The 18,235-nt window shown below is 38.2% G+C and carries 15 protein-coding genes; 5 read left to right on the forward strand and 10 right to left on the reverse strand.

Annotation, left to right across the window (positions count from 1 at the left end; genetic code table 11):
* Positions 1 to 57: 57 nt before the first annotated feature.
* Complete coding sequence (locus tag SOLCA_RS19915) at positions 58 to 3,015, reverse strand: sensor histidine kinase (RefSeq protein WP_014682278.1); 2,958 nt, start codon at positions 3,013 to 3,015, stop codon at positions 58 to 60.
* 192 nt (positions 3,016 to 3,207) lie between these two features.
* Here SOLCA_RS19915 and SOLCA_RS19920 point away from each other — a divergent pair, with 192 nt between their 5' ends.
* Positions 3,208 to 4,428: an IS256 family transposase gene (locus SOLCA_RS19920; RefSeq protein WP_014681035.1), complete on the forward strand. Its 1,221-nt coding sequence runs from the start codon at positions 3,208 to 3,210 to the stop codon at positions 4,426 to 4,428.
* Between the two features lie 57 nt (positions 4,429 to 4,485).
* Here the strand turns inward: SOLCA_RS19920 and SOLCA_RS19925 are convergent, their stop codons facing one another.
* The 6 genes from SOLCA_RS19925 to miaB all read right to left on the reverse strand — a co-directional run bounded on the left by SOLCA_RS19925 (position 4,486) and on the right by miaB (position 10,431).
* Positions 4,486 to 5,169, reverse strand: coding sequence for a hypothetical protein (locus tag SOLCA_RS19925; protein ID WP_014682279.1), 684 nt, complete (start codon positions 5,167 to 5,169; stop codon positions 4,486 to 4,488).
* 148 nt (positions 5,170 to 5,317) lie between these two features.
* Positions 5,318 to 5,680, reverse strand: a complete 363-nt coding sequence (gene secG, locus SOLCA_RS19930; RefSeq protein WP_014682280.1) for a preprotein translocase subunit SecG — start codon at positions 5,678 to 5,680, stop codon at positions 5,318 to 5,320.
* Positions 5,681 to 5,728: 48 nt separating this feature from the next.
* Positions 5,729 to 7,114 (reverse strand): hypothetical protein, encoded by a 1,386-nt coding sequence (locus tag SOLCA_RS19935; RefSeq protein ID WP_014682281.1) that lies wholly within the window; start codon positions 7,112 to 7,114, stop codon positions 5,729 to 5,731.
* 3 nt (positions 7,115 to 7,117) lie between these two features.
* Positions 7,118 to 7,633, reverse strand: a complete 516-nt coding sequence (locus tag SOLCA_RS19940) for an LptE family protein (protein WP_014682282.1) — start codon at positions 7,631 to 7,633, stop codon at positions 7,118 to 7,120.
* Between the two features lie 43 nt (positions 7,634 to 7,676).
* Entirely contained in the window at positions 7,677 to 8,921 is a 1,245-nt protein-coding gene (locus SOLCA_RS19945; protein ID WP_014682283.1) for a sigma-54-dependent Fis family transcriptional regulator, read from the reverse strand.
* Between the two features lie 91 nt (positions 8,922 to 9,012).
* On the reverse strand, positions 9,013 to 10,431 hold the full coding sequence (gene miaB / locus SOLCA_RS19950; protein ID WP_014682284.1) for a tRNA (N6-isopentenyl adenosine(37)-C2)-methylthiotransferase MiaB: 1,419 nt from the start codon (positions 10,429 to 10,431) through the stop codon (positions 9,013 to 9,015).
* A gap of 208 nt (positions 10,432 to 10,639) precedes the next feature.
* Between miaB and SOLCA_RS19955 the strand changes: the two genes are divergently transcribed.
* A complete protein-coding gene (locus SOLCA_RS19955) occupies positions 10,640 to 12,421 on the forward strand; it encodes a hypothetical protein (RefSeq protein ID WP_014682285.1) in 1,782 nt (593 codons plus the stop codon).
* Between the two features lie 48 nt (positions 12,422 to 12,469).
* On the opposite strand, the gene SOLCA_RS19960 is transcribed toward SOLCA_RS19955, so the two are convergent.
* Complete coding sequence (locus tag SOLCA_RS19960) at positions 12,470 to 13,534, reverse strand: branched-chain amino acid aminotransferase (RefSeq protein WP_014682286.1); 1,065 nt, start codon at positions 13,532 to 13,534, stop codon at positions 12,470 to 12,472.
* Positions 13,535 to 13,660: 126 nt separating this feature from the next.
* Positions 13,661 to 14,620 carry a tryptophan 2,3-dioxygenase family protein gene (locus tag SOLCA_RS19965; RefSeq protein ID WP_014682287.1) on the reverse strand — a complete coding sequence of 320 codons (960 nt, stop codon included), beginning with the start codon at positions 14,618 to 14,620 and terminating at the stop codon, positions 13,661 to 13,663.
* Between the two features lie 132 nt (positions 14,621 to 14,752).
* Between SOLCA_RS19965 and SOLCA_RS19970 the strand changes: the two genes are divergently transcribed.
* A complete protein-coding gene (locus SOLCA_RS19970; RefSeq protein WP_042480257.1) occupies positions 14,753 to 16,042 on the forward strand; it encodes a voltage-gated chloride channel family protein in 1,290 nt (429 codons plus the stop codon).
* 66 nt (positions 16,043 to 16,108) lie between these two features.
* On the opposite strand, the gene efp is transcribed toward SOLCA_RS19970, so the two are convergent.
* The gene (efp, locus tag SOLCA_RS19975; protein WP_014682289.1) at positions 16,109 to 16,672 is read right to left on the reverse strand and encodes an elongation factor P; all 564 of its coding nucleotides are present in this window, start codon (positions 16,670 to 16,672) and stop codon (positions 16,109 to 16,111) included.
* A 364-nt stretch (positions 16,673 to 17,036) separates the two neighbouring features.
* On the opposite strand from efp, the gene SOLCA_RS19980 reads away from it, so the two are divergent.
* On the forward strand, positions 17,037 to 17,735 hold the full coding sequence (locus SOLCA_RS19980; RefSeq protein WP_014682290.1) for a helix-turn-helix transcriptional regulator: 699 nt from the start codon (positions 17,037 to 17,039) through the stop codon (positions 17,733 to 17,735).
* A 74-nt stretch (positions 17,736 to 17,809) separates the two neighbouring features.
* Positions 17,810 to 18,232, forward strand: coding sequence for a VOC family protein (locus tag SOLCA_RS19985; RefSeq protein ID WP_014682291.1), 423 nt, complete (start codon positions 17,810 to 17,812; stop codon positions 18,230 to 18,232).
* The last annotated feature ends 3 nt before the right edge of the window (positions 18,233 to 18,235 follow it).

The following is an 18,235-nucleotide window of genomic DNA, read 5'->3' on the forward strand; positions in this document are numbered from 1 at the left end:
GTATAAAAAAAATAAGCGAGCTATTTAGCTCGCTTATTTTTTTTATACCTTTTCTATTTAAATATGTCCATTCTTAACAACCGGAAGGTTAATGTAGAATGTTGTGCCTACTCCTGATACTGAATTGAAGCGTATCATTCCACCTGCATTTTCAATCGAGTTTTTAACAAAAGCAAGTCCGATACCCATTCCTGAACTCTTGGTAGTAAAGTTTGGCGTAAATACCTTTTCTCTCATTTCATCAGCAATACCACTTCCTGTATCAGAGATCGTAATAGAAACTTCATTTTCAGAACCGGTTAAGTCGATCATAATTATGCCTTTTTCATTTGTAGGCATTGCTTGGAGTGCATTTTTTACCAGATTGTTAAATGAGCGTAACAACTGATCTTTATCGGCATATACATTTGTATTAGTGTAATTCCAAGATCGGAACGTTACATCGGCACTATCGGTTTCCTTGAATATATTAACCGTTTGTTCCAATATTTCTTTAACATCAAACACTTCATTTCGTGTTTCGGGCATCTTTGCAAAGCTTGAAAACTCTGAAGCAATGAACGAAAGACTGTCGATTTGCTGGATAAAGCTTTTACTAAATTTTTCAAATTTTTGATCAAAGTTCGGATCCTTATCCCTCCAGGAACGCTCTAGGTGCTGAATGCCCAAGCGCAAGGGTGTAAGAGGGTTTTTGATCTCATGTGCTATTTGCTTGGCCATTTCCTTCCAGGCGTTCTCCCGTTCAGACATAGCCAGTTTATGGGCGCTTAACTCCAACGCAGAAATCATATTGTTATATTCCTGCACCATCGCCCCTATTTCATCATTACTCTCCCATTCAATAGGTGTATTCTTACCTATTTGGGTAGTTTTAAAATTCTGCAACAGCATGGCTAGAGGGGCTGTAATAGAATTGGCAAACACAAAAGCTATAATACCAATGGCCAGGAATACAAAGGAATAGACATTGATAATGGAACTCAAAAACGATGAGATTTTCGTTTTGTAATCTTGTTCATTCTCAAAATAAGGGATGTTGATATACCCTAATATCTTATTACGCGAATTAAGAATTGGGGCATACGCTGATATGTAATTTAATTTGCCCAATTGTTCTTCTTCTGTAATGTATTCTGTGAAACCGTTTTCATCAATGTCATAAAAAGGTTTGGGGTTGATGTATTCGGAAACAAGTCCCCTGTCGAATAACTTTGGTTGTGTTGAACGAATCAGGTGTCCATCAGGACCGTATAGATTAACGTCGGAGGAACTTACTTCTGCAAACGACGCGAATTTCATTGGGAACTCATCATTAATTACCAAGGTGTCATTTTGAATCAGTTGAGCGTTAAAGTTCACATTAGCCAGATTTATCCGTTCAATAATTAAACGCGTCTGTTGATCCTTGTATTGAGCCCTAACATTTGAAAGTGTTACCCATCCAATAACAACAATTGAGGCCATTACAGCTATAATCATTGATAATTGAATCCGTGTTTTAAAAAGCAGGTTTAGAGAAGTAAGAAACTGCTTAGGATTTAAGGTTGAAAGTTGATCATAATTAGTGACAGTGAAATTAAAAACGCCCCGGAAAAAGAAAATGAGTGATGCATAGATGATGGCAAATCCTAATACATAAGAGAATATAGCCAAATCTGTAAAGAAGTTATTGTTCTTTCGGCTGACAACGATTTCTGTGTTTTTCCCTGCTTTGTAAATTAAGTGATTATAGCCTTTTAGATTGAAAAAATAACTATCCTCAGATTTAAAGTTAGTCTTAAATTCAGCGTTGTTAACCCTGTATGAATAAGTACCTTTATTTGTTAAGAGTTTCCCATTGTTATATAATGCATAGGAGTAGTTTTCCAGCTCCTTGTTAACGTTTATATTGCCTTCAAGGAGTAATTGAGGAAACCTGCTTCCATGTTCCGCAAGTTTAGAATGAATATCAAAAAAGAGCTTGGCGTTTTTAATTCCATTTACTGACACCACAGCAATATAGCGTTGAATACCAGGGATCCCTTTGGGCTGAAATAGTGTGTCGGATGATCTGAAAAGTTGAGCTGAATCTATTCCACTATCTTTTATTAATAATTTTATACCACTTGCCTCATTGTCTTTTTGTAAACGTACTGTGTCAATAAGTGGAAACGTATTTACTTCATACCTTGAAAAATATCCGCCAAAATAGATTTTTTGAAGGCGTTCATTTAATAGGAGCCTGTTTTTATTGTCTGAAAGAAAGTAATTTACAACAACCGGATCTGTCTTTATTTTTTTGCGTATATCGGTAAATAAAAACTCAGCAATCGGATCATTAGGGTCTTCTAGTTTTAAGGCAAGTAGCTTACGGTTTTCCTTTTCCTTTTCAGCGAGAAAATTGTTAAGACTAGAGGCAACTATTGTTGAGAAGATAAGTAATACAAGTGTACGTTCCGGAAAGTCGAGTACAGGTTTTCCCGAACGAATGCTTCGCTCAAGTATGATGATAAAGAGCGCTATCAATAAATAATAAACAGTAAAACTTTGTCGGATTATAAGATAAATGGTAATTATCCCAAGAGCTATTAAGAAAATGCTGAGTTTTTCCTTCTCAGTAAAATTAAACTGAACAAAAAAACGAACGATAAGAAAACAAATAAGGAAGAATGTATAAATGATCAATCCCACGATTGCTAACCCAACTATACTGTAGCTCGTAAGGTCTAGCACTTTAGACAAGTCAAACTCAATCCTCGAGTTGATGATCAACCCTTCAAATATTGAATACTGTAAAACGCAGAGCTTATAAACCGCAAAAAGTCCAAACGCAGTAACAGCATAAGCAATCGGCTTTTTGCCATAAGAAAGGTCAGTCGGTTGAAGTTTTCTGGTGAAATACCAGGTGATTCCAAATGCTAGCAAACTGTTCAGCAAAAGATCGCCTAGTGAATTATTTGGGTAGGCGGAAGCATAGATGGTTGGTCCGAATAGTTTAGTTCGGTAAAATTCTCCTGGAATGCTGAATTCGAGCATTAAAAAACGCAAACCAATCGGAATAATAACTGCAAAGATGATGGAGAGCCATTTTCTATTCTGGTCAAAAAAATGATTGGAGATGGTTAACAGTAATAAGAAGATAATTATGATAATTAAACTCTCGATGGAGGGTGGAAAATAAACTGTGTCAAAGGTTAGAAAGAATTAAGACCTTTAACACAGTTTTTTATGGAAACACCAGAATTTGATTTAGAGTTTATTAAGAAGAAAGCCTTGGAGCAGTTTCGCTCAGGTAAGTCTCTGTACGGCAAAGAAGGGGCATTCGCACCATTGCTGAAACATTTTTTAGAAGCCGCCTTGCAAGCAGAGTTAGAGGGCCATTTGGATGAGGAGGAACGCAACTCGGGCAATCGGAAGAATGGCAAAGGCCAAAAGCAACTCAAAACGTCCGATGGAACGCTGACCATCGAGACTCCCCGCGACCGAACCGGCACCTTTGAACCCGAACTGATCCGAAAACGGGAAACCATCCTGGCCGAAAGCCTAGAGTCCAAGATACTGGGGATGTACGGCCTGGGGATGAGCTTCCGGGACATCTCCAAACACATCAAGGATATGTATGACACGGACATCTCCCACGCCACCCTGAGCGCCATTACCGACAAGATCCTCCCGCAGATAAAAGAATGGCAAAGCCGTCCTTTGGAAGAACTGTACACTATCGTTTGGCTGGATGCCATGCATTATAAGGTGAAAGAAGATAACCGGGTGGTATCGCGGGCTGTTTACAACATTCTGGGCATCAATCGTTATGGTAAAAAAGAGCTATTGGGCATGTACGTCTCGCAAAGTGAAGGCGCCAATTTCTGGCTGGGCGTACTGACCGATTTAAAGAACCGTGGAGTCAGCGACATCCTGATCGCCTGCATTGATAACTTAAAAGGCTTTGCAGAAGCCATTAACGCTGTTTTTACCGAAACAGAAGTACAAACCTGCATCGTTCATCAAATCCGCAACAGTCTGAAATACGTGGCCTCTAAAGATCAAAAAGAGTTCATGAAAGACCTGAAGCCTGTTTACCAGGCTGTAAACAAAGATCTGGCCGAATTACGGCTGGAGGAACTGGAGGAGAAATGGGGCAGGAAGTATCCGGTGGTCTTGCAGTCCTGGCGCCATAACTGGGAAAAGCTTAGTACGTATTTCAAATACGATGTGGCTATCCGACGTTTGATCTATACGACCAATACCATTGAAGGCTTTCATCGGCAGGTACGCAAAGTGACCAAAACCAAAGGCGCCTTCACCTCGGACACGGCCCTGATCAAATTGATTTATCTGGCCCATGGCAACATCAGCCAGAAATGGACCATGCCGCTGACCAACTGGGCCCAAACCGCCTCTCACCTGGCCATTTGGTTTGATGGAAGAATGAAGTTAGATTTGAACTAACAAACAAAGGTGTTGAAATATGGAAAACTCGAAAAGAGTTTACCACATTCCAACTCCTCAACAATAACAATAATAATGGTTGACACAGTTTATTTTACAGACCCTCTCGATGATGATCTTAGCAATTGAAATATCCTGATCTTTCAGTATAGAATCGATCTTTAAACCGAACAGCACCATGTCTCCTCCATCGGTTACGTAAACTATGCCACTTTCATCAATATCTGCCAGTTTAAAGTAGTTGGGAATTTCCAACTCCGGAGAGAAGGTATTCTCCAGGTAATTGTTTTGAAAGGAGTATTCATTCTTTACCAAGATAAAGAACAAGCTTATCAGGTCTCCATCCTTTTTTTTATCCACAAAGTACCATCCATTGGAAAGCTTCATGAATGAATTTCCTGTTTTTATTGTGGAAGGATCATTAACAATGATCTGGTTGGAGCTCCAAAAAACTAATCGGTTCTTCTTAAATTGTAATAAGTTTACACCTTGTTCGTTTAAACGGTTGAGTATTTCTGTTGTATTAATGTTTGAGTTGCCGAGGTTACTTCTTTTGATAATATTGAAGTAAAAATTGTCAATAAAGGCAGACTTTTCAGAAAATATACTGCTAGTACGGCCCGCCACCATTCTTAGCTCAGTATCTGGCTTTGAAAAATAAGTAACCGCAAAATTGACTATAAAGAGTAGACCTATTAGAGTGAGCGTATAAAAAATGAGCTTAGCGTTGTTTTTTAGCATGCTAAATGAAAAAAAATCATATCTAACCTACAAGATTTTAAGCATAAAAAAAACTCCTTTTATCAGAAGGAGCTGCCATAATAATCTGTATACAAAAAAAGCAGTCTAGGCTCGGCCTAAACTGCTTTAATATTTTTAATGCAATGTATTATTTTTTGCTTGTGTCTGCTGATGGAGTTGCAGCAGGTGCAGCATTGTTTGCAGCAGGAAGTTTTGCCGGACTTTGAGCAGGCATAGTGGTGTTGTTCATTTGTTTTTGAATTGCTGACTCACCAGCTTCACCACCGCTACGGTTAATGAAAAAGTTGGTAGAAAGACTTACCACTAATAAACCAATAGCAAGCGTCCAGGTTGCTTTCTCAAGAACATCTGAAGTTTTCTGAACACCCATCATTTGATTACCACCACCAAAAGATGAGCTTAAACCTCCTCCTTTTGGATTTTGAACCAATACGATCAATACCAATAAAATGGCTACAAAAATTGCTAAAATCACTAATGCCGTATACATCTTTTTATAAATTATAATTCGTTTTGTTTAATTGCTGTCTGAAAAACCTTAGCCATTTTGCCTAAGTTTCTCAATTTGAGCCGCAAAGTAAGTATTTTTTTCGGGATATTTCAAACTCAATTTTTCATAAACTGAAATGGCTTTGTCAAATAAATGCTGATCGACATAAATTTTTGCCATTGTTTCACTTACAATGCCCATATTATCGGATGTACTTTTTTCCGATTTATCCTCAAATGAAATCTCATTGATCTGTACAGCCCTTATCATTGGCTCTTCACGGATGAATTTCTCAATGATCTGATCTTCCTTTTTTGATAAGTCGAACTCAATAACAACCTTTTGTTCAAGATCATTAAGGTTGGATACGTGTAAAGCATTCTCCAGAAACTCCTTTCCGATATCTGAAGTAACCACACGCTTTATGGGCTTGGTTGTATCCAGCTTAATACTATCTGCAGCATTATTTACTTCCTGTTGCATACCGCGAATACGGCGTAACCAGAAAGTAAATGTATGAGGTAACTTATCATCAATGCTTAACGCAATGTTATTATCACCTTTGATAATTGCAGGAAGAGGTTCAAACACCTGGAAAGTTGGTTGTTTTGATTCTTTAACTTCTTCAATAGTTTCAGATACATTTTCCTTCTCCATTTCTTTTGCCACAACATCATCTGCTTGCAGCTTTAATGGTACAGGGGTTTCCAGGCTATCTTTCCATCGATGAAATTCGGGAGGAGTTTCGTATTCCTCCTCTTGAGCACTAACCTCCTCATCATGTTTTAGTGCTTCTGAATCACTATACTGGGTATTCTTTGCTGAAATAAATTCAGCTGGAATTTCGTCTTCAACTTCAAAGTAATCATCAGGAATGTATATAGGTTCAGGTGTTATCGATTCCTGTATTACTTCCTCTTGTTTAGTCTGTGAGATTCTGCTTTCTCTTTCAGCAAGAATCTGATCAGCTATACTCAATGGTTTTGCAGGCTCTGTAAAAGACTCTTCAACGAATTGTTCCGCTGAAATAGGAGCCTCATTTGCTATTGTTTCATTTTTTGCAAATGGATCAACTGGTATTTCCTCAACCTCTGTTAACTCATTTTGTATGGTAACTTCTTCAAAAGGAGTGAAAGCAGAAACCTGGTTATTGCTTATAGGTGCAGCAAAATTCGTTTTTGGTTCAGAATACAGTACAATCTGTGGCGGGTTTAGATAACAATATAAAGCTTCTCTAGTTGTGGCATAGGCTGCAGCCATATCTCTGATGATCAAATGATCATGGCTGTGTTGATGCTTTGAGAGTTTAGCCAGCATAAAGTGTAAAGAAGCACAATAAGGATACTTTTGCAGTTCCTTTTTTAAGGTTGCTTCTGAAATATGTTCCAGTTTTGATGACTGGATAAGTGAAGTGTTAAAATCTTCTGCGTTCAAATTTTACCAGTTTGAGAAAGCTCTGTTATAAATATCTGTTGTTAAAAGATCAATAATCTCGCCATTTAATTGTTGCTGTACTGAAGCAAAGTTGTTTCCCTTAGGAAAGTTCTTAAACTGCGAGAATGATTGTTCAAAACTTAATTTTTCGTCTTTTGTGTTGGTACATTTAACCTGCACGGTTATAGTTAAACGGTTTTGCTCAGCTTCACCTCTGTCATCGTTGCCGGCAGAAGTAAATGATACGGGTTCAACGCGGTAACCAGTAATTGTGCCTTCAAAATTTACATCACCAAAACCTCTTGTAATGCCCAACGGCGATTGACGTGAAATCCGGTCTTTTAATCCTTCTGTAAATTTCTGACTTAATGTTGGGTCAACCAAAGGAGCTCGATTCTCAAAAAACTGCACAGAAAATGTTTTTACAGTCGGAGGAATTGAAGCTCCGGTAAAAGAATAACATCCTGTATCTATTATGTTTAGCAGTAAAAAGCCTGCTATGTAGATCAATTTCTTCATTGTATGATTATGTTGCCTGCTTGTAGGAACGCGCTTAAATAACCTATAAATTTAACTCTTTAATTTTACGATACAGCGTCCGTTCAGAAATTCCTAACTCTGAGGCTGCATATTTGCGTTTGCCTTTGTGTTTTTTCAGCGCTTTTTTAATCAGATCAGCTTCCTGATCATTTAAGGATAAACTTTCTTCCACTTCTTCAGCAAAATTGATCGGGTGATATTGTGGCTGAGGAGTTGGACTTACAGTTACCGGCTGAAGATTTATAGCAGGTTGTACGATATCATTATCTAATGGCTGAACATCCTGGTATAATTTGGTAACCAACTGAGCATTCGATTGAATAACATGCCCCATTGATTCGGGGTGTTGAATGATTTCGACCACTAACTTTTTAAGGTCAGAAATATCTTTTTTCATATCAAACAATACCTTGTACAGTATATCGCGTTCAGAGAAATCATTTGTCTGCTGATCATCTTTACGAATCATTGGCAATGTAGTGGATTGCTCAACAGGCAAATAATGACGCAATGTGAGGGCATCAACTTCACGATTTTTCTCTAATACAGCAATTTGTTCTGCAAGGTTACGTAACTGGCGCACGTTACCGGGCCATGGATACGCCTCCAGCACTTGTCGTGCATCTTCTGTAAGCTGAATCGAAGGACTACGGTATTTCTCGCTGAAATCCGAAACAAATTTCCTAAAGAGGAGATAAATATCCTCTTTACGCTCGCGTAATGAAGGAATACGTAAAGGAACCGTATTTAAACGATAATAAAGATCTTCACGGAATTTACCTTTTTGTACGGCCTCAAACACATCAACATTTGTTGCCGCAACAATACGTACATCTGTTTTCTGAACTTTTGATGATCCTACCCGGAGGTATTCACCAGTCTCCAAAATACGTAATAAACGAGCTTGGGTTCCCAAAGGAAGTTCGGCAACCTCATCTAAAAAGATAGTACCGCCGTTAACTACCTCGAAGTAACCTTTTCGGTCGTCAACAGCATTGGTAAAAGAACCTTTTACGTGACCAAAAAGCTCTGAATCAACTGTGCCTTCTGGAATTGCACCACAGTTTACTGCTATAAACGGACCGTGTTTACGATGACTTAAATTGTGTAATACGTGCGAAAACGCCTCTTTACCCGAACCGCTTTCACCAGTTACAAGAACAGAAATATCGGTAGGTGCCACCTGACGGGCAATATCGATTGCTCTGTTCAAAAGTGGGGAATTACCAATTATTCCAAATCGTTGTTTAATTTCCTGAACGTCCAAATGAGAGAAATTTAGTGTTATGTAAAAACCAAAAAGACATTAAGTCGCAAGGATGAATCTTGGCGACTTAAGGTCTTTGCAGAATAAAAATCTAAACTACTGTACCGATTAAAGTCGCCGTTGTACAACGATCAACAAAAACGTTTACATAATCGCCAGGCTTAATGTTGTCAGAAACTGGGAAGATAACCATTGCATTCTGGTCATTACGTCCACAATAATCTTTATCAGATTTTTTAGAAAAACCTTCTATTAGAACTTTCTGAACTTTACCCACCTGTTGGTCAAGACGAACCTTTGAATGATCCCGTTGCTTGCTAATAATCTCATTTAAGCGACGATTTTTAATATTTTCGGGGATATCATCCGTTAGTTTTTTAGCTGCAGGAGTTCCCGGACGCTCTGAATACATAAACATGTAAGCATAGTCATAGATAGCAAAATCCATAATGCTTAACGTATCCTGATGTTCTTCTTCAGTTTCTGAACAGAAACCGGCAATAATATCTGTTGAAATTGCGCAATCAGGCAAAATACGGCGAATGGCATTTACGCGCTCCATGTACCACTCACGGTCGTATGTACGGTTCATCAAATCAAGGATTCGGCTGTTACCCGATTGTACCGGTAAATGAATGTATTTGCAGATATTATCGTATTTATCCATGGTATAAAGCACTTCATCGGTAATATCTTTCGGGTGCGAAGTTGAGAATCTGATACGTACGTCGGGACTAACCAAAGCGACACGTTCCAGCAGCTGAGCAAAATTAACTTTTTCAGTTCCATCCTCACTGCTCCACTTATAAGAATCGACATTCTGCCCCAAAAGTGTTACCTCTTTATAACCATTATTATAAAGCTCAGTTACCTCCTGCACAATTGAATGAGCGTCCCTGCTTCGTTCTCGTCCACGGGTAAAGGGCACCACACAGAATGAACACATATTATCACATCCACGCATGATTGAAACAAATGCGGAAATTCCGTTGCTTGTTAAACGCACCGGATTAATATCTGCGTAAGTTTCTTCACGAGAAAGGAGTACGTTAACAGCCTTGTTTCCTTCATCAGCACTGTTAATAAGATTTGGAAGATCTCGGTAAGCATCAGGGCCAACAACAATATCTACCAATTTTTCTTCTTCTAAAAATTTGGCTTTTAAACGTTCTGCCATACAGCCCAAAACACCAACCATCATATCCGGTTTACGAAGTTTTGCTACTGCAAAATCTTTCAGGCGGTTACGTACACGCTGTTCCGCATTTTCGCGGATAGAGCAGGTATTAATAAAGATAACATCAGCCTCCTGGTAAGTGCCGGTGGTAGTAAAACCCATATCCATCATTATGGACGCTACGATTTCTGAATCAGAAAAATTCATCTGGCAACCATAGCTTTCTATATAAAGTTTTCGGCCGTTATTTTTTCCGGATTTACTATCCAATACTAACGCCTCACCTTGGCGTGTTTCATCATGCTCTTTAACTGTAATCCCAGGATTAAACATATCTTGCTATAAAAATTAATATGAGTTTACCGACGATAAATACAACTGCTGTTTAATAACGAAATAGTAATCAGCATAATTGCATCATTTATTTGGTTCTATCGCCTAAAATAAAATCAGAGCGCAAAAATAAGCAATAAACCCGATAAATGACACTTTGGCAGTAAGTTTGTCTTAATAATTAGTAATTTGATGTTTTTATCTGCTTATGGCTGCCGGAAAGAAGAAATTGATTTATTGGATAGGAGGTATTTTAACCGGATTGTTAGTAATAATCGGCGGATTTACACTCTATGTGGCTATCCGATTTGAACCAATTCTTAAGGATCAGCTACAAAAGCAAGTAACTAGATCATCCAACGGGCTATATTCTTTGAAGATGGATGGTCTTAGTATTAGCTTGTTTTTAGGGAGAATCTATATTCAAAATCCAACATTCATCCCGGATACGATCTTGTACCAAAAACGGAAAGAAAATAATATTGCTCCTCCCTCATTATATACTTTCTCCTCTGAATATATAAGGCTGAGTTCACTTGATTTCTGGAGTTTTTATATGCACAGGGAGCTAAATGCAGGATTGTTCTTAGTTCATCAGCCTCAATTATTGCTTGTTAAGGATCTGGATGTTAAACAACCTGATCAAAACAAGAAACCGAAGGATTTGTACCAGTTGATATCGAAATTGTTCAGGTCGATTAATATTGATGAAATTAAAGTAGTAAATGGCAATGTTATTTACAAGCGGGTAAAAGGGTCTAAAACAACGACAATAGAAATCAATAACTTTACGATCCTGATGGATGAAGTGCTTGTCGATTCGCTTTCGGATATTGATACTTCCCGTTTCTTTTACGCGAAAAATATCAGGGTTCAGGTCGATAGCTATAAATATTCAACACCAAATAAACAATATGATCTTAAGATCGGCCAATTTAATTTATCAACCAAAGACTCATCCATTTTACTGCAACATGTGGCAATGGTTCCCCGCTATGGTAAACTGGAGTTTGCAAGAAAAGTAGGAGAACAGGTCGACCGGTTTAACATTACTGCTGATACCGTTGCAATAAAAGGACTGCATTTAAAAACACTTTTGTTTGATGAGCGGATAGTAGTGGATGAGATCGATATTATGAAGCCATCTGTTGAGTCATTCAGAGATAAAAACATACCCCGCAAAAATCTGAAAAATAAGCTGTTGTTTCATAAAATGTTACAAGAGGTACCTCATGAGGTATTCGTTAAGAAGGTATTGATAACTGATGGATATATTGAGTACAGTGAGGTGCCGGAAGGAACCAGGTATTCAGGTACTGTTTATTTTTCGAATCTGAAAGGAGCTTTCAGAAACGTAACCAACAGTATTGATTCTCAACGACCGTTTATTACTGTAGATGCCCAGGCTTTTCTAATGGGTTCGGGAGTACTTAACGCTGAGTTTAAATTTCCCATCGATCCCAAACGATCGACATTTACAGTTACAGGAGGAATAAGATCAATGGACCTGCGAAGAATGAATCCTGCAGTAGAAAAACTTGCCTTTGTAAGGATCAAAAGTGGCTCACTGCAGCGAATGGATTTTACGATTAATGCAACGCCTGTTTCTTCAAAAACATACATGAAGTTTTTATACAATGATCTTGAAGTTCAATTATTAAACAAAGAAACAGGAACAACAGCCAATCAAGGATTAGCTTCTACAGTTGTAAATGCATTGATTATTGATAAAAGTAATCCGATACAGGGTCTATCTCCTAGAATTGCGGATGTAAATTATACAAGAGATCAGTCTCGCTCTATTTTTAATTTTCTTTGGAAAAGCTTATTCTCTGCATTAAAACCTTCTGTTGGGGTGTCAGGAAAAAAAGAACTGAAGATTAATGAATTGAAGGACAGGATCAAAGCAAGTAAAGAACGGAAAGCGTTAAAACGAAAAGAACGCCAGCGACAACGTGAGGAAAAAGAAAACAGTATCCCTAAAAAATAAAAAGCGTCCCGATTAAATCGGGACGCTTTTATATAGAATTGGTCACTATTAAACTTTATAAATCCAGCCATGAGGATCAGCAACAGTTCCTTTTTTTATTGCGTCAAGCTCCTTGTGAACTTTATTTGAAAATTCACGATTTGCAGGATCTGGCAGGATATAATCCTTAGTGCCGTTGGTAATTTGAGCAATCTGGCTGATAGTAGCAGCGGTACCTACACCGAATGCTTCTGTCAAACGACCTTCTTCAATTGCAGTCACTACTTCACTTACACTAACCGGACGTTCTTCAACAGCCATACCCCAATCACGAGCTACAGTTAGAACGCTATCGCGGGTAATACCCTTTAAAATGGTGTCTTTTGCCGGAGGAGTAATTAATTTGCCGTCAATAACAAACATTACATTCATTACACCTGATTCTTCAATGAATTCATGCTTGCTTGAGTCGGTCCAGATCACCTGATCGAAACCTTCTTTCTGTGCCAACATAGTAGGATACATAGCACCGCCATAGTTTGCAGCAGCTTTTGCAAAGCCAATACCTCCAGGGCATGAACGAGAGTAAGTAGTTTCAAATTTAACTTTAACCGGTTTGCTGTAATAAGCACCTACCGGACAAGTAAAGATGATGAACATGTATTTAGCCGAAGGACGAACCCCAATGAACTCATCAGTTGAGAACATGAATGGGCGGATATATAATGCATGATCCGGCTTGTTCGGAACCCACTCGTTATCAATGTCGATTAACTGTGACATACCTTTCATGAAAATATCTTCAGGAACAGTTGGCATGCACATGCGCTCTGCGGATAGATTAAAACGCTCGAAGTTTGCTTCCGGACGGAAAATTACTGCTTCGCCTTGCTCGTTTTTGAAAGCCTTTAATCCTTCAAAAATAGCCTGACCATAATGTAAAGAAGCCATTGCCGGAGTAAACTCAATTGGAGCGTAAGGTTTGATGGAAACATTTTTCCATTCGCCGTCACTATATTCGGCCACTAACATGTGGTCTGAAAAAACTTTGCCGAAAGGTAAATCGCTAAAATCAACAGAACTGATTTTAGATTTTGCAACTTTCTGAACATCAATATTCAATGTCTCAAGCATCTTTTTATTGTTAATGGGTTAATTATCTGCAAGATTACTCATTTTTTGTGAGACTTGCCCGATTTTTTTGATCATCATTCTGTTAAAATAAAGGCCTAAAAGCAACTTTATTATGACAAAATCATACTACATTTCGCGTGGTTGTACATTTTCGTCTACCCATTTTTTACCCCATTCATCAACTTCTTCCTGAGTCCACAATTCCGGATAAAAAACAAGTTTTTGAAAACGTGGAGGCAAATACTTCTGCCAGTTGGTTCCACCGGTAGCTTTAATATCTTCGGGGTCGCGTTGCATATAGCGAACGGCTGAACGGTAGTGCATCAACTTCCAATTTACATTAACGTGTATGTCGAAACTACGAAGGAGTTGCTCTAAACTACTAACGTTTTCACCTTTGCTTTTAAGCGCTAAGTACTGTTGCCAGAAGTTTTTCTCCTTCAAGGTTTCCGCTAAACTAATAAACTGTTTACTGTACTTTTCTTCAAACTGTTTTAAGGTTAATGTCTTCTTTCCTGTAGAAAGTTCTGTCGCTCCGGTTTTCCAGTAAAGGTTTTCGAAGATTGCCGATGCCGATTCTCCTTTTAATGCATCACGTTTTTCTGGTGGCACAAGTGTTAAAAAGTCGGATGCATAAATTTCAATCATCCGGTATTGGCCAGACTGAAATCCACTTGCCGGTAATAGTGACATACGGAAAGCAAGGAATTGCTCTTTTTCCATCCCATCAACCATTACATCAAAGGAATCAATTAATGTTTCAAAGTAACGATTGATCCGTTTTAAGCGTGCTTCAAAGAAAGTGGCCGTCAGGTTTTCTTTATGGGCGATCTGTTCACATTCATGTAAGATCAGGTTCAGGTATAATTCTGTAATCTGATGATACATGATGAAGATTTTTTCATCAGGGAACTGCGTTTTAGGGCGCTGCAAAGTTAATAAAGTATCAAGATGAATATAATCCCAATAAGTTAGAAAATCAGCATAAAGTAATCCATCGAGGTATGAATTCATATCTTGCCCCATCGCATCATACTTTTGCTGCAATTGTTTTAATCGCGTTAAAAGATCTTCACTTAATTCCATAATAATTGGTTATTGATATAAGGTTAGGCACTTCAAATGTACTTTAATGACTTGAAAAACTACGCATTTAAAGGATTTTTCAGTAGTCAATTTTTTTATCTTCGTTCAGTTAAAAAAATCGTCAGGCACATTATGCTAAAAAATAGTTACCTCAATAAGATTCCGGCTTTAAAAGAACAAATCCTGTTAACGGGTTATCTATTTAAGTGGATCTTATTATGTGTGATCATTGGTGTATTGGCGGGCACAGCTTCGGCTGGTTTTTTATTATCATTAGAGTGGGTGACCAATTGGCGTGAGCATCATTTTTGGATGATTTACTTCTTGCCTTTAGGAGGATTATTGATCGGTTTGATTTACCATTATTATGGTCAAGATGTTTCAGACGGGAATAATCAATTACTGGAAGAATTTCACCATCCTAAAAAGATCATACCTTTTAAAATGGCTCCCATGATATGGTTTACAACAGTTCTTACGCATTTTGTGGGAGGATCTGCTGGTCGCGAGGGAACTGCAGTACAGATGGGTGGATCAATTGCCGACCAGTTGACTCATATTTTCAAATTTAAACCGCGTGATCGAAAAGTGCTATTGATCGCAGGTATTGCAGCAGGATTTGCTTCCGTTTTTGGAACACCATTAGCTGGAACAATTTTCGGTTTAGAAGTGCTCATTATCGGCCAACTTTCTTATTCAGCCATTTTACCAAGCTTATTATCAGCAATAATTGCCGACCAAACTTGCCGTGCCTGGAAGGTGGGTCATACTCATTATCCTATTGAATCAATACCTTTTTTAGATCAATGGGGTGTTTTGAGTGCTATTGTTGCCGGAATACTATTCGGAATAACGGCCATGTTGTTTTCAAAAGTGATGCATAAGATATCGGCCTTTTTTAAGCAAAAGATTTCATATGCTCCGTTACGTCCGTTTATTGGAGGAGGTATTTTAGTAGTTGTTATTTGCTTATTAAAATGGGTTGTCCCTGCTTACTCCACCCGCTATTTAGGTTTAGGGATTCCGGTCATTGTTGAGTCATTTGGCCAACAGCTTTCTTTTATTGATTTCGCTGCCAAATTGCTGTTTACTGCATTTACATTAGGAGTAGGATTTAAAGGAGGAGAAGTTACCCCGTTATTCTTTATCGGCGCCACGTTAGGAAGCGCATTGTCCATTGTTTTACCATTGCCGGTCGGTTTGTTAGCGGGAATGGGATTCGTTTCTGTATTCGCCGGGGCTGCCAACACTCCATTGGCATGTATTGTAATGGGCTGTGAGCTTTTTGGGATTCAGGCAGGCGTATTTATTGCAATTGCATGTATTGTTTCTTTCCTGTTTTCAGGTAATTCAGGAATTTATTCTTCTCAACGAATTGGTAATTATAAGCATCCACTATTGAGAAGATATTCTAATAAATAGCTATTAAAAATGAAAAGCGCCTTTGTAATCAATTACAAAGGCGCTTTCGTTATATACAGTTGAAAATTATTCTTTTACACGCTCAATGTAATCCCCTGTACGGGTATCGATACGTACTTTATCTCCTTCATTGATGAATAAAGGTACACGAATCTCAGCTCCTGTAGAAACAGTAGCTGCTTTAGTTACGTTAGTTGCCGTATCACCTTTAACAGCTGGCTCAGAGTAAGTGATTTCCAATGTAACGTGACTTGGCATGGTAGCCATAATTGGCTCATCATTTTCAATTGCCACCGTTACCTGCATTCCTTCTGCTAAGAAGCGAACAGCATCACCGAACATAGCTTTTGGTACGTAAATCTGATCGTAAGTATTGTTATCCATTACCACCAGGTTTTCACCGTCTTCGTATAAGTATTGATAGTTTTGAGTTTCAACGCGAGCAATCGTAACCTCTTCATCTGTACGGAAACGGTACTCAACCAATTTATTGGTTTTTACGTTACGCATACTTGCCTGATAAAATGCGCGAAGGTTGCCCGGAGTACGGTGAATAAATTCTTCTACTAATACTAATTCGTTGTTAAAACGAAGAATATTACCGGTTTTTACGTCTGAAGCCTTAGCCATAAAAAATATTAATGTTTGAAATTGAGGTGCAAAGATAATAAAAAAGTTTTTCAGTCACTATGTTTGGTTATTGTATGAAATTGGCCTTGAAGTTGATTTGGTGATGTTAACCATTTATAAATTTTGTTAAATAGCCATCAGCAGTCTAGAGGTTTTGGGTGTTCTTCAATAAAAGTTGCTTTAGACTAGGAGTAAATTGTGAATTGAAATTTACCGCTGGGTCTTATAGTTAATTTTGAAGTGAAAGCAGTCGATTCATTCAACTTAAAATTATTTTTACATCGCTAAACGCTTATGGATAATTTAATGATAGTACCTTGCAAAGAATGTTACTCTAATACACTACCAACAACAAGGCAAACCAATGAATGATAACGAGACAACAAGACTCTCAAGATTAACGGCCATACTGATACAACTGCAAACCAAACAACTTATCACTGCGACAATGCTCGCTGATAAATTTAGTGTTAGTGTTAGGACAATCTACCGTGACATTAGAGCTTTGGAACAATCAGGCGTACCCATTTTGACAGAAGAAGGGAAAGGTTATTCATTAATGGAAGGTTACCGAATCCCTCCAGTTACTTTTACTGAAAGTGAGGCAAATGCATTAATTACGGCAGAGCAATTTGTGTTGAGAAATAAGGATGCCTCGTTTGTTAAAGAATTCACTGGAGCCATAAGTAAGATAAAATCGGTATTGCGACAAACTACAAAGGAGAATGCAAACCTACTTTCAGATCGGATTGCTGTTAGTCAAAATAGCGGACTTGACAGAACCAGTAATTACCTGGTGAGTTTGCAGTTAGCCCTAACCAACTTTAATCTGGCTGTAATCGATTATCAAAAGCCGGATACCACTGAAGTAAGTAAAAGAGTTGTTGAACCGTTTGCCTTATTAAGCACCCAAGAAAATTGGCTATTAGTCGCTTGGTGTCGTTTGCGCAAAGAGTTCAGAATTTTTCGCCTCGACAGAATTACAAGTTTACTTATCCAAAACGAAAAGTTTGAACCGCATAAAATTACCTTACAAGATTTTTTTGCACTTTCTCAAAAATAAAATTTACCCCTGACATAAGGCTGTCATATCCCTGTTCTACTTTTGTTAAACAAATAATATAAAGCAAAATCAACATGGAAAACACACACGTATTAAGAGGTTTAGCAACAATTAATTTTTATGCAACTGATCATGCTGCAGCAAAAAAATGGTATAGCGAATTCTTAGGTGTTGAGCCTTATTTTAACGTTCCGGGTTATACAGAGTTTCGTATTGGCGACTATCAACATGAATTAGGAATAATAGATAGCAGTTATGCTCCGGAGGGATACTCGACCAAACCATCGGGTGCTATTGCACATTGGCATGTTGACGATTTAACAACAACCCTCACCCAACTGATTGCAATGGGAGCAAAGGAATATCTGCCAATTACAGACCATAGTCAGGGAAAAGGAACATTTGTTACAGCATCAGTAGTTGACCCTTTTGGAAATGTTCTTGGGTTGATGACAAACGTACATTACCTTGAAATCTTAAACCAAAAGAATTCTTAAGCA

Source organism: Solitalea canadensis DSM 3403 (genome assembly GCF_000242635.2).
Lineage (GTDB): Bacteria > Bacteroidota > Bacteroidia > Sphingobacteriales > Sphingobacteriaceae > Solitalea > Solitalea canadensis.